General features: G+C 75.1%; 7 protein-coding genes. 5 read left to right on the top strand and 2 right to left on the bottom strand.

Annotated elements, in window-relative coordinates:
- Positions 1-10: 10 nt before the first annotated feature.
- Together OERS_RS03600 and OERS_RS03595 are read right to left on the bottom strand one after the other, a co-directional pair.
- Positions 11-1,366 carry an ATP-binding protein gene (locus OERS_RS03600; RefSeq protein WP_056645943.1) on the bottom strand — a complete coding sequence of 452 codons (1,356 nt, stop codon included), beginning with the start codon at positions 1,364-1,366 and terminating at the stop codon, positions 11-13.
- A 35-nt stretch (positions 1,367-1,401) separates the two neighbouring features.
- Positions 1,402-2,085, bottom strand: coding sequence for a response regulator transcription factor (locus OERS_RS03595; protein WP_056645940.1), 684 nt, complete (start codon positions 2,083-2,085; stop codon positions 1,402-1,404).
- A 288-nt stretch (positions 2,086-2,373) separates the two neighbouring features.
- Here OERS_RS03595 and OERS_RS03590 point away from each other — a divergent pair, with 288 nt between their 5' ends.
- The 5 genes from OERS_RS03590 to OERS_RS03570 all read left to right on the top strand — a co-directional run bounded on the left by OERS_RS03590 (position 2,374) and on the right by OERS_RS03570 (position 12,809).
- On the top strand, positions 2,374-3,876 hold the full coding sequence (locus tag OERS_RS03590; protein WP_083201200.1) for a sensor histidine kinase: 1,503 nt from the start codon (positions 2,374-2,376) through the stop codon (positions 3,874-3,876).
- Entirely contained in the window at positions 3,873-4,595 is a 723-nt protein-coding gene (locus OERS_RS03585) for a response regulator (protein WP_068624511.1), read from the top strand. Before OERS_RS03590 ends, OERS_RS03585 begins: the two co-directional genes overlap by 4 nt.
- Before the next feature lie 244 nt (positions 4,596-4,839).
- A complete protein-coding gene (locus tag OERS_RS03580) occupies positions 4,840-5,682 on the top strand; it encodes an ABC transporter ATP-binding protein (protein WP_068624509.1) in 843 nt (280 codons plus the stop codon).
- 23 nt (positions 5,683-5,705) lie between these two features.
- Positions 5,706-8,450, top strand: a complete 2,745-nt coding sequence (locus OERS_RS03575) for an ABC transporter permease (RefSeq protein ID WP_139107682.1) — start codon at positions 5,706-5,708, stop codon at positions 8,448-8,450.
- 114 nt (positions 8,451-8,564) lie between these two features.
- Positions 8,565-12,809 (top strand): FtsK/SpoIIIE domain-containing protein, encoded by a 4,245-nt coding sequence (locus tag OERS_RS03570; protein WP_139107681.1) that lies wholly within the window; start codon positions 8,565-8,567, stop codon positions 12,807-12,809.
- Positions 12,810-12,846 lie beyond the last annotated feature (37 nt).

The raw sequence follows: 12,846 nt of genomic DNA, 5'->3' as shown, positions 1-12,846 counted from the left end.
GCGCCCGCACCTAGCGGGGCTCGACCTCGGGTCCGCGACCACGCCGACGCCGACGTCCACCCCGCGCGGAGATCAGCGTCCCCGTCGGCAGGACGACCCGCGGGTCGAGCGTCCGCGGGACGCCCGCGAGGAAGAGCGCGAAGATCGGCGGACGGCGCTGCGCGAGCTCGAGCCTGCCTCCGTCGGCAGCGGCCAGGTCGCGCGCGAGCGCGAGCCCCAGGCCCGTCCCCGCTCCTGAGGTCGCACCGCGCTCGAAGACCCGTGGCGCCATCTCGTCCGAGACGCCCTCGCCCTCGTCGCCGACCTCGACGGCGACCGCGCCGCTCGTCCCGCTGGGGCGGGCACGGACGGTCGTGGTGCCGGCACCGTGCTTGAGCGAGTTCTCGATGAGCGTCGCGAGGACCTGGGCGAGCGCGCCCGGCGTCGCGAGGACCTGGTACCCCTCGGGCACGTCGATCACGAGCTCACGCCCGGCCTGGGCGAACGTCGGTACCCACTCCTCCTCCTGCTGCCGGACGACCTCGATGAGCCGCACGGCCTCGGTGGTCCCGCCCTGGGCCCGCCGCGACTGGGTCAGCAGGTCGTCGACCACCGTGACGAGCCGCTCGACCTGCTCGAGCGAGATCCGGGCCTCCTCCTGGACGGCAGGGTCGTCCGAGGCCATCGAGATCTCCTCGAGCCGCATGCTCAGCGCCGTCAACGGCGTGCGGAGCTGGTGCGAGGCGTCGGAGGCGAACTGCCGCTCGGCCGCGAGGCGGCCGGCCAGGCGGTCCGAGCTGCGTGCGAGCTCGGCTGCGACGAGGTCGATCTCCTCGACCCCGGAAGGTTCGAGCCGCGGGCGCACCTGCCCCGACCCGAGCTGCTCTGCCGACGCCGCGAGGTAGACCAGCGGCGCGGAGAGCCGGTTCGCCTGCCACACGGCCATGGCGATCCCGGCCGCGAACGCCACGACCGAGGCCGCCACGACGAGCAGGACGATCTGGGCGGCCTTCCAGTAGCTCTCGGCGAACGACGTGCTCAGCGCGACCGTCGCGTTCTGGTCCGTCCGGTCCGCCGCCTCGTTGGCTCGCCCCGTGACGACCTCGCCCGCGGTCATCTGCTCGCCGTCCGGGAGGTTCACGAACACGTACGCGGGCAGCTCCCCCGGTCGCCCCACGGACGCGTTGTCGAGGACCGACTGCGGGATGGGCTCGTTCTGCGCGAGCCTGTTGTCGATGTTGCGCGCCAGGGTGTCGACGCGACCCTGGAGCTGGTCCATCTCGTTGGCCAGGACGAACTGCGCCCCGAGGAACGCGAGCGGAAAACCGAGCAGGAGCACGGCGACGGCGACGGCCGCGACCGTCGCCTGCAGAACGCGTCGACGCACGCTTCCCCGACCCTTCGCTCAGCCCCGTCGGGGGATCAGCCCTCGCCGGTCTCGAAGCGGAAGCCGAGGCCTCGCACCGTGGAGACGTAGCGCGGCGAGTTGGCGTCGTCCCCGAGCTTGCGACGCAGCCAGGACACGTGCATGTCCAGGGTCTTGGTGGAGCCCACGGGCTCAGAGCCCCACACGTCTCGCATGAGGGTGTCACGCACCACGACGGACCCCGCGCTCGCGATGAGGACGCGCAGGAGCTCGAACTCCTTGGTCGTCAGGTGCAGCTCGCGGTCGCCCTGGAAGGCGCGGTGCGCAGCGACGTCGATACGGACGTCCTGGGCGACCAGCTCTTCCTCGTCGGTCGGGTCGCCGTGCGTACGGCGCAGCAGCGCCCGGACGCGGGCGAGCAGCTCGGCGAGGCGGAAAGGCTTGGTCACGTAGTCGTCGGCGCCGGCGTCGAGGCCGACCACCAGGTCGACCTCGTCGGCACGCGCGGTGAGGACCAGGACCGGTGTCGTCAGACCCTTGTTGCGGATCTCACGTGCGACGTCCAGGCCGTCCATGTCCGGGAGGCCCAGATCCAGGACCACGATGTCGACACCGCTCGCGGCGTCGATCGCTCCTTGACCAGTTCCATGCACGACCACGTTGTAACCCTCACGCGTCAGCGCACGCGCCAAAGGTTCGGCAATCGCCGGGTCGTCCTCCGCTAGCAGTACGTGGGTCATTCGATCATGCTAGGGCATTCGTAGAACTTTGGCGTTATCCATCAGGCCCCGTGGGACGCACGTGACACACCTGATGGACACCCCGCGGCAGGCGTTCCGCTCTGCCCGGGTCTGTCCCGGTCCGCGCCGTCCGGCAGGTCCCGGCGCCCGCCGGTTCCCCACCGCAGGACATCGTGCGCCGCCTCTCGTCCCGGCCGCCCGCGCGACCGCGGGTCCCCCCACGGTCGCGCGCCCCGTCCGTCCCCGGGAGGACGCGTCGCCCCGGGCCCGCCACCTACCCTGGCAGTCATGGGTTGGTACGAGAACATGGGCAAGTGGTGGGAGCGGCACCGGTTCGCGGTCGACCTCACGAGCACGGCCGTGGTCGCGCTCGTCTTCATCCCGTTCGCGCTCGCGTACGGGACGAACGTCACGGGCGGGTCGACGCTCTCGACGCTGTTCACGATCGGCATGCTGGCCCCGCTCCCCTGGCGACGGGTCCGCCCCGTCGCCTCGGCCGTCACGGTCTACGCGGTCGCGCTCGTCCACCTGCTCGTCGGGATCGTCTTCCTGCCGTCCGACTTCCTCCTGCTGATCTCGCTGTTCTCGGTGACGGTCTACGGCCCTCGCTGGGCCCACCGCACCGCGATGATCTCCTCGGCGGCCGGCTCGCTCGTGCTCGGGCTGAGGCTCGCCGTCAACGCGAGCAGCACGGCCGAGGCCGCGGGGGTGCTCGTCTTCACGGCGATGTTCACCACGATGATGTTCCTCGCGGTCTGGGCCTTCGGTCTGGTGCGCCGCTCACGGCGCGAGACCATCAACGCCCTGGTCGACCGCGCCGAGCGCCTCGAGGTCGAGCGCGACCAGCAGGCGCAGATCGCGACGGCCGCCGAGCGCTCGCGCATCGCGCGCGAGATGCACGACATCGTGGCCCACTCGCTGTCGGTCATCATCGCCCAGGCCGACGGCGGCCGGTACGCAGGAGCCGCCGACCCCGCCGCGGCCACGCGTGCGCTGGCCACGGTCTCGGACACCGGTCGTGCGGCCCTCGCCGACATGCGCCGTCTCCTGGGCGTCCTGCGCACCGACGACCGCGACGCGGTCGCGGGCTCGGGCCACCCCGCGCAGCTCACGCACGCCCCCGGGCTCAACAACCGGCCCCGGCAGGTCCTGGACGAGGCCCGGGTGACGTGGGCGACGGCAGGCACGGCGACGGGCCAGACGACGGGCGCGCGCACGAGCAGCCCGACGACCGGCGCCGTGCCGACCGCCACCGGGTCCGTGCGGCGTGTCGAGCTGACGCCCCAGCCCGACTCGGCCGACCTCGAGTCGCTCGTCTCGCAGGTCCGCGACAGCGGCATGCGCATCTCGCTCGTCCGCATGGGCACCCCGCGCCCGCTGCCCCCGGGCGCCGGTCTGACGGTCTACCGCGTGTGCCAGGAGGCGCTCACCAACATCCTCAAGCACGCGGGCCCCGACCCGACCGTCACGGTCGTCGTGACGTGGGGGGTCGACTCGCTCCAGCTCGCGGTCGACGACGACGGCCGCGGGGCGTCCGCCGACGGCACGCACTCCCCCGGCTACGGACTGCTCGGGATGCGCGAGCGCGCGGTGATCTTCGGCGGCGCGGTGACCACGGGTCCGCGCCCCGGTGGCGGCTTCCGCGTCCGGTTCACCATGCCCATCCCCCGGCTCGACGGCGTCGCTCCCCCCGTCCCGGCGCCGCCCGCTCCGCCGTCGGGCAGGATGGGGCAGCAGACGTCCGGCACCCCCGCACCCGCACCCGCACCCGACGATCCCCAGGAACCATGACCTCCACCTTCTTCACTCCCGACCTCCCCGCGCAGGCCCCCATCCGGGTCGCGCTCGTCGACGACCAGCAGCTCGTGCGCGCCGGGTTCCGGATGGTCATCGACTCCCAGCCCGACCTCCAGGTCACGGTCGAGGCCGGCGACGGGCTCCAGGCCCTGCGGCTCCTCGCGGACCACCCGGTCGACGTCGTGCTCATGGACGTGCGCATGCCGCACCTCGACGGCCTCTCGGCCACGGCCCAGCTCACCGCCGCGGCGGCCGAGGGCCAGCACGTGCCCCGGGTCATCGTGCTCACGACGTTCGACCTCGACGAGTACGTCCTGGAGGCCATCCGGTCCGGGGCCAGCGGGTTCCTGCTCAAGGACGCCCCGCCCGAGGAGATGCTCGCCGCGATCCGCACCGTGCACTCGGGCGACGCGGTGATCGCCCCGTCCTCGACCCGCCGGCTCCTCGAGCACCTGGTCGTGGCCCTGCCCGCCGAGCAGCTCGTCGACACGGGGGCGCAGGAGCAGATCTCCTCGCTCACCGAGCGTGAGCGCGAGGTCCTCGTGCTCATGGCCCGAGGCCGGTCCAACACCGAGATCGCGAGCGACCTGTTCGTCGCCGAGGCCACGGTCAAGACCCACGTCGGGCGCATCCTCGCCAAGCTCGGGGCGCGCGACCGCGTCCAGGCCGTGGTGACCGCGTACGAGACGGGACTCGTGCGCCCGGGCGCGTGACGCCGTCGGGCACCTGCAGGTAAGGGTATCCCCCGGTCCGCGTACGACCACGGGATGACGTCCCGCGTCCCGAGGACCCGCCCCTCGCCGGACGCACGACCCCCGCCCCGGCTCCTAGTGTCGTCATCAGGTGGGAACGAGGGCCTCGAGCCCTCTCCCGCACCCCCTCGGTCCCGGTCACGGACGCCTCGCGCGCCCCGCCCGGGACCGGCGCAGACCGACGACGAACTCTCCTGGAGCAGACGTGGACACCACCGTGTACCAGCCCATCCCCGGCAACGCCCCGGCGCAAGGCACGCCCGCCGTGCGCGCCCGGTCCCTGACCAAGCTGTACGGCAAGGGCGAGGCGACCGTGCGCGCCCTCGACGGCGTCGACGTGGACTTCGAGAAGGGCGCGTTCACCGCGATCATGGGCCCCTCGGGCTCGGGCAAGTCCACGCTCATGCACCTGCTCGCCGGGCTCGACACGGCCTCGAGCGGCCAGGGCTTCATCGGCGACACCGAGATCACGGCCCTGGGCGACAACGAGCTGACCAGGCTGCGCCGCGACCGCGTCGGCTTCGTCTTCCAGTCGTTCAACCTGCTGCCCATGTTCACGGCCGAGCAGAACATCACGCTGCCGATCGAGCTGGCAGGACGCAAGATCGACGCCGAGACCAAGGAGTGGCTCGCGACGCTCGTCCAGACCCTGGGCCTCGGCGCGCGCCTCACGCACCGCCCCAGCGAGCTCTCGGGCGGCCAGCAGCAGCGCGTGGCCATCGCCCGCGCGCTCATCGCCAAGCCCGAGGTCGTGTTCGCGGACGAGCCCACGGGCAACCTGGACTCGCGCTCGGGCGCCGAGGTCCTGAGCTTCCTGCGCCGCTCGGTGCGCGAGCTCGGCCGGACCATCATCATGGTCACGCACGACCCCACGGCTGCCGCCTACGCGGACCGTGTCATCCTCATCGCCGACGGGCGCATCGCGGGAGACATCGACAACCCGACGCCCGAGTCGGTCCTCGCCGGGCTCGACGCGCTGCGCACGCTCGAGAGCGACCCCGCGGACGCTCTCGCCGGCACCACCGGTCCGACGGCGGTGCGCGCCTGATGGTCCGGCTCACGCTGGCGCAGATGCGCCGCAGCATCGGGCGGCTGAGCGCCGCCGGCATCGCGATCCTCATCGGGACCGCCTTCCTCACCGCGACCCTGCTCGCGGGGACCGTCATCAACCGCATCACGACCGACTCGATCGCCGCGCAGTTCGCCGACTCCGACCTCGTGGTCGCGAACGGTGCAGGCATCGACGAGGCCGGGCTCGAGGAGATCCGTGGGACCGAGGGCGTCGAGGCCGCCGACCCGCAGGTCATGCGCGCCTTCGAGCTCGTCTCGGGGAGCAAGCGCACCTACCAGGTGGTCGTCCCGACCGCCTCGGACCCGCGCTTCGAGGCCCAGGAGGTCGTCGAGGGCGCGATGCCCGCACGCTCGGGCGAGATCGCGCTGCCGTCCGACGTCGCCGAGCGGTTCGGGCTCGCGCTCGGCGACACCGTGACGGTCGTGCGCTCGGTGTGGACGCCGAGCGCCGAGGGCGCAGCGCCCGAGGCGGGTGCACCCACCGAGGAGGGAGCGCCGTCGGAGGACGCCACCGCGCCCGCGGACACCGCGACCACCCCCGACGAGGCCGCCGCGTCGGCTGGCGAGGGCGGCGACGCCGCCCCCGCCGACGAGCCCGCCCCCGACGAGGAGGCGCCCGCTGGCACCTTCGTGGACACCAACGAGAAGCTGACCCTCGTCGGGACCCTCGACGACCCCATGGGCGCCTACGCCCAGGTGGGCGGCGCGGGTGTCCTGTCGAACGAGGACCTGACCGTCTGGGAGGCCGAGAGCTTCGTCCCGGGCGACTCGGCGACCTCGTACAACGCGGTCCTGGTCGCCCTGGCGCCCGGGACCGACCTCGAGGCCGTCCGGTCGACCGTCACGGGCTCGCTCGGGGGAGACACCAAGGTCTGGACGAGTGCCGAGTACGCCAAGGACCAGGCCGCCCAGATGACGGGCGGCGAGGACGTCTTCACCTACGTGATCCTCACGTTCGCGGCGATCGCGCTGCTCGTGGCGGCCCTCGTCATCGCGAACACCTTCCAGGTGCTCGTGGCCCAGCGCACCCGGACGCTCGCGCTCCTGCGCTGCGTCGGCGCCGACCGCAAGCAGCTGGCGCGCTCGGTCCTGCTCGAGGCCGTCATCCTGGGCCTGGTCGCCTCGGTCGCCGGCATCCTGTTCGGCATCGGGCTCGTCCAGCTCGCGCTGACCGTCGCGGGCAGCATGGACCTCGGCATCCCGCTGCCCTCGGTCGTCCAGGTGACGGCCGTCGCGGTCCTGGTCCCGCTGCTCGTCGGGACCGTCGTGACGCTCGTCGCGTCGTTCTCGCCGGCGCGTGCCGCGACCCGGGTCGCCCCGCTCGCCGCGCTGCGTCCCTCCGACGCGCCGACCCTCTCGTCGGGCGCTGGACGCGTCCGCCTCGCGATCTCGTCGATCCTCGTCGTCGGCGGTGCGGGCCTCCTGGTCCTGGGGGTCCTCCTGGGACAGCAGGGCAGCGCGGAGGCCGGCCTGCTCGCCGCGACCGCCGGAGGCGCCGCCTCGTTCGTGGGCGTCCTCGTGGGAGCGATCTTCTGGCTCCCCAAGGTCGTGAGCCTCGTGGGCAAGGTCCTCACGGGCTCGGGCAGCACGGCCAAGCTCGCGGCCGCGAACACGCTGCGCAACCCGCGCCGCACGGCCGCGACGAGCACCGCGCTCCTCATCGGCGTAACGCTCGTGGCCATGATGTCGACCGGGGCCGTGAGCGCCCGGATGAGCATGAACAACGAGCTCGACGGCCGCTACCCCGTGGACGTCTCGCTCGCGACCGACGGCTACGACGAGTACGGCGGCAACCAGCCCGTCGAGCTCCCGCAGTCGACGATCGCCACGGCCGAGAAGGTCGACGGCGTCGAGTCCGTCGTCCCGCTGACCGCGACGTCCGTCACGGTCCCCCTCGACGGCAACGACATCACGTTCCTCGCACGCGGCGTCGACCCCGGTGCGGCGACCGCGCTCTCGCGCGACAAGAAGGCCGTCGAGGGCCTGGCCCCCGGCACGGTCGTCGTCCCGGCAGGGGTCGCCGAGAGCTGGGACATCTCGACGGGCGACCAGCTCGTCCTGACCGCCGCACCGCTCCCCGAGGACGCGAACCCCGAAGGCACGCCCGCGACCCTCGAGGCCCTCGTGACCCCGATGGGTGGACGTGCGCTGCTCGTCACGCCGCAGACGCTCGAGGGCGTCGCGACGGGCGCGCCGGTCACGACCGCGTGGGTCGGTCTGGCGGACGTCAACGACGCTGCGTCCGTGGTGCCCGCCCTCCAGGACGCGCTCGCCGACAGCGACCTCCCGATCGACGTCACGGGGGCCGCGGTCGAACGAGCGATGTACCAGAAGGTCGTCGACACGATCCTCGGCGTCATCGTCGGACTCCTCGCGGTCGCGGTCGTCATCGCCCTCATCGGCGTCGCGAACACGCTCTCGCTCTCGGTCATCGAGCGCCGTCGCGAGTCCGCGACCCTTCGGGCCATCGGCCTGAGCCGGTCCCAGCTGCGCTGGATGCTCGCGATCGAGGGCATGCTCATCGCGGGGGTCGGTGCCGTGCTCGGCATCCTGCTGGGCATCCTCTACGGCTGGGCCGGCGCGTCCGCAGCCCTGGCCGTGATGGGCGACGTGACGCTCGCCGTGCCGTGGCGCGACGTCGCCCTGGTCCTTGTCGTGGCCCTCGTCGCGGGACTCCTGGCGTCGGTGATCCCCGGCCGCTCGGCCGCCCGCACCTCCCCGGTGGAGGCGCTCGCGGTCGACTGACCCGCGGCATGGCTCGACGCCCGACGGCGCGCCTGTGGACGACCCCCTCGTCCACAGGCGCGCCGTCGTCGTCTGCGGGGGCGTCCGCCCGGGCGCCAGGATCGGCTCGTGCGCATGACCCTCCATCCCGGCCTCGACGTCCTGCTCGAGCCCGGCGCCCGCCTGGGCGACCTCCGGGCCGACCTCGCGCGCCTCGCGCGCCGGCCCGAGCTGCTCGTCTCACCGCTCGCGGTCGACGGGGTGCTCGTGCACGACGACCACCTCGTCGGCACCCGTCCGCTGCTCCCGGGGGCGACGCTGCGCGCACTGCCACCGGGGACGGGCCCGGCCGCGAGCGCCGTGGCGCAGGACCCGGAGGCCGAGGCGCTGCGTGCGCCCTGGCACGTCGCGGTCCTGTCGGGTCCGGGGACCGGCGGGCTGCACGCCGTGCACGAGGGCTCGACGATCGTGCCGGCCGCCTCGGGGGCCGGTGGGGCGTCGGTCGTCGTGACGCTCGAGGCCCGGCGCGGCGCGGCGTTCCCGTGGACCCGGCGGACCGGGCGGCGCCCGCGGGTCCGGGCCGCGGTCCGGGTCTCGGTCCGGGGCGCCCGCGGCACGTGGGAGTCCCCCGGCGTGCGTCCACGCCGGGTGCGAGGTCGTCGGCCCCAGGCCTGGCCCCCGGGCAGGGTCCTGCTCGTGGGCGACGCGGTCCACGACCTGCGCCCGCGTCCCCGTCTCGAGGAGTGGGCCGTCACGAGCGCACTGCCCCTCCCCGCCCCGGCGCCAGCCGTCGGTCCAGGCCTCAGCGGTCAGTCGATCGCCATGGCGCTCACCCCCGCGGTCGGCTCGCTCGCGCTCGCGGCCACGCTGCGTCAGCCCGTGCTCGCGCTCCTGGCCCTGCTCGGTCCGCTCATGCTCGTGGTCCCGCTCCTCGTCGCTGCCCGACGACGTCGCTCACCCGGGCAGGACGGGTCCGGCCCTGCCGCCGGCCAGGCCGGGCGACCGGTGCCGGGCGTCGGCACAGGTTCCCGGCGCTCCCCCGGTGGGGGTGCGGACGACGGGCGACCGATCGCGCCGCGAACGAGTACGGACCCTGTCGGCACGCCCTCCCTCGCCGGCGCGCACCGGGGCACGGGTGCGGGCAGAGACATGGGCCCGGACCGCATCCCCGGGCCGGCGACCGAGGCGGCCGACGGCGGGCCGCCGGTCCCGAGCCCGGCAGACCTCATGACCGCCGTGATCGCGGTCCACCGCGCCGCTCCCGACCCGTCGCGCGCGCAGGGTGCCGCTCCGGCGACGAGTCTCGGTCCAGCCCCCGGGACCGGCACGCCTCCCGGGCCACCCCGCGCCCCGGGGGCACGGCTCCCCGACGGGTGCGTGGCCGTCGTCGGGCAGCGGGCCGACCGGCTCGCCGCGGCCCGCACGCTCCTCCTGGCCCAGGTCGCCTCGGGCGCGACGGTCGAGGCCGTGCACGCCGACGAGGACGCCCACGAGTGGGCGTGGTTGCGCTGGCTCCCCCGGGCCTCCCGGCGCCGGGACACCTCTCCGGGAGCCCCCACGACCGACCGCGCACTGCTCGTCGACGACTCCCCTGCCCGGCCCGACGGCCGACGGGACGGCGCCCAGGCCCTCGACCGGTGGTGGGCCGCCCGAGGCCCGCACGACCGGCTGATCCTGCTCACCCCGGACAAGATCGCCGTGCCTGCCTGGTGCCGGACCGTGCTCGACGCCACGCACGGCAGGTGGCACCTCGCGGACGGCAGCGACGGGCCCGCCCCCTGGTTCGGTGTGACCGCCGGCTGGGCGGAGCGGTACGCCCGGCACCTCGCCGCGACGGCCCGGCTCGGGCGCTGGCCCGTCGGCGCGGGCACCCCGACCGCCGGGGAACCGTCCGACCCCGCCGCCTCCGGGCTTCCCGTCACGGTGTCCCTCGCGGCGCTCCTCGGGCTCACGGCTGACGAGGCAGCCGCCCCCGTGGCCGACGTATCCCGCTCGCTCGCGACCCACGTCGCGCTCCGGTGGGAGGCGTCCGCCCTGAACGCCTCGACCACCCCGGGTCTCCCGGTCGCGCTCGGGCTCGATGCGTCCGGCCGACCGGTCCTGGTCGACGTCGTCCGGGACGGCCCGCACGCGCTCGTCGCCGGGACCACGGGCGCAGGCAAGTCCGAGCTGCTCCAGTCGCTCGTCCTGGGCCTGGCCCTCACCACGTCCCCGCGCGACCTCGCGATCGCGCTCGTCGACTACAAGGGCGGCGCGAGCTTCGGCGGGTGCGTCGGGCTCCCGCACGTCGTCGGGCAGGTCACGGACCTCGAGCCCGGCCTCGCGGGCCGGGCGCTCGCAGGGCTGCGCGCAGAGCTCCGCCGCCGCGAGCACGTCGTCGCGGGCGCGGGGGCCACGTGCCTCGAGGACCTGCCGCCCGGCGCCCTGCCTCGCCTGCTCGTGGTCGTCGACGAGTTCCGGGCGCTCGCGGACGACCTGCCGGACTTCCTTCCCGGGCTCCTGCGCCTCGCGTCCCAAGGGCGCTCGCTCGGGGTGCACCTCGTCCTGGCCACCCAGCGGCCCGCCGGCGCGGTCACCGCGGACATGCGCGCCAACATCTCGCTGCGGGTCGCGCTGCGGCAGGTCGACGCGGGCGACTCGCACGACGTGATCGACGCACCGCACGCCGCACGGATACCGGTCGACCGCCCCGGGCGGGCCGTCCTGCGCCGCGGCGACGGTCCGCCCCTCGCGTTCCAGTGCGCCCATGCGGCCTCCCCAGCCCCACGGGGGACGGACACCGTGCGCCCCGCACCACGGTGGGGCGCGGCCCCCCTCCCCGTGCGTGCGCCGGAGCCGGACGCCCCCGACCTGGTGACGGTCCTCGTCGCGGCAGCCCGCGAGGCCGCGGCGACCGCGGCGCACACCCCTCACCCCGCGCCCTGGCTCCCGGGCCTGCCAAGGCGCGTGACGCCGTCGGACCTTCCCGGCGCGCGCACCTCCCCCGGCGGCGCCTCCGAACGCCTGCCCCTGGCCCTCTCCGACCTGCCCGCCGAGCAGCGCCGAGGTGTCGTGACGTGGGACGTCGGCGAGGGGCACCTCGCGGTCGTCGGCCGACCGCGCTCAGGGCGTACCACGGCACTTCGGGCGCTCGCGGTCGCCGCCCTCGACCGGGGGTGGGACGTGCACGTCGTCGCCGAGGACCCCGCACTCACGGGGCCGGCGCTGCGGGAGCACGCGGGCTGCGGGACCGTCGTCGACCAGCACGACCCACGCCGCGTCGCCCGGCTCGTCGACCTCCTGCTCGCCCGGGCCGGGCGCCGCCCCACGCTCGTGCTGCTGGACGGGAGCGAGGACCTGCGTGCCTCGCTCGGGCTCCTGGCCGGGGGCACGGGGGCCGACCTCCTGGGCCGCCTCCTCGGCGACGGGGCCGCGCGCGGCGTGCACGTCGTCCTCTCGGGGCAGACCGCGGGACTGGGCGGGCTCGCCCACCGTGTCGGGCCGCGGCTCGTGCTGACCTCGAGCGCGGTGCACGACGACGTCGCGCACGGCGTCCCCTCGCGCCTCGCAGGACGCGGCGGACGAGCAGGGCGGGGCGTGTGGCTCGGTGCGGACGAGCCCGTCGAGTGCCAGGTCGTGATCGACGCCTCGCCGCTCGAGCGCGACGCGTCCTCGGACGCGCCGTCCCTCGACGACGGCCGGTCGCTTCCCCTCCGGCTCGCGCCCCTTCCCCGCCTCGTGCTCCCGGCGGACCTCCCGGTGCCGGGCGAGGACTCGCTGCGGGCCGTACCCGTCGGGATCGGCGGAGACGCCGCGGTACCGCAGTGCCTCGACGTGACCGCGGGTGGGCTCGTCGTCGGCCCGGGGGGCAGCGGGCGCAGCAGCGCGTTGCTCCTCGTGCTCGGGTACGCGCTGCCGACGGGCCGGGTGCGGGCCGTGCTCTCGCGCGACCCGCGTCTCACGGAGCTCGTGACCACGGATGCGGGCGCGGGCGGACTCGTGGTCGCGAGCACCTTCTCCCCGTACGAGGCAGCCACGGCGCTGAACCTGCTCGCCACCACGCCGCCGGCCCCGGGGGACCTCGTGGTCGTCGACGACCTCGACGTCCTCCAGCAGGCGTGCCCGCTCGAGGTCGAGGTCCTCACGGGACTCGTGCGGACGGGCGTCGTGCTCCTGGCCTCCGCGTCGACGGTCGCCGCCGCGACGGCGCACCGGGGCCCGCTCGCCGAGGTGCGCGCGGCGCGCTGCGGGATCGTGCTGCGCCCCGGTGAGCGCGGCAGCGGCGACGTGTTCGGGATGTCGCTCGAGCGGGTGCTCGACCCTGGTGCGGGGCCCGCTGGCCGGGCCGTGCTCGTCCGCTCGGGCGCGCTCGTCCCTGTGCAGGTCGCGTCCGCGGGGTGAGGTGCCGCCGGGGCGGGGTGCGGCCAGCCGGCCGGCC

Source organism: Oerskovia enterophila, from assembly GCF_001692445.1.
In the GTDB taxonomy this organism is placed as follows: Bacteria; Actinomycetota; Actinomycetes; order Actinomycetales; family Cellulomonadaceae; genus Oerskovia; species Oerskovia enterophila.
The sequence above is the reverse complement of the archived record's forward strand: the minus strand, read 5'-3'. Positions and strand labels throughout refer to the sequence as shown.

Excerpts from the sequence above, each read along its gene's own strand:
- OERS_RS03595 (WP_056645940.1), bottom strand. The coding sequence starts at position 2,085 with ATGACCCACGTACTGCTAGCGGAGGACGACCCGGCGATTGCCGAACCT.
- OERS_RS03590 (WP_083201200.1), top strand. The coding sequence starts at position 2,374 with ATGGGTTGGTACGAGAACATGGGCAAGTGGTGGGAGCGGCACCGGTTC.
- OERS_RS03585 (WP_068624511.1), top strand. The coding sequence starts at position 3,873 with ATGACCTCCACCTTCTTCACTCCCGACCTCCCCGCGCAGGCCCCCATC.
- OERS_RS03575 (WP_139107682.1), top strand. The coding sequence starts at position 5,706 with ATGCGCCGCAGCATCGGGCGGCTGAGCGCCGCCGGCATCGCGATCCTC.
- OERS_RS03570 (WP_139107681.1), top strand. The coding sequence starts at position 8,565 with ATGACCCTCCATCCCGGCCTCGACGTCCTGCTCGAGCCCGGCGCCCGC.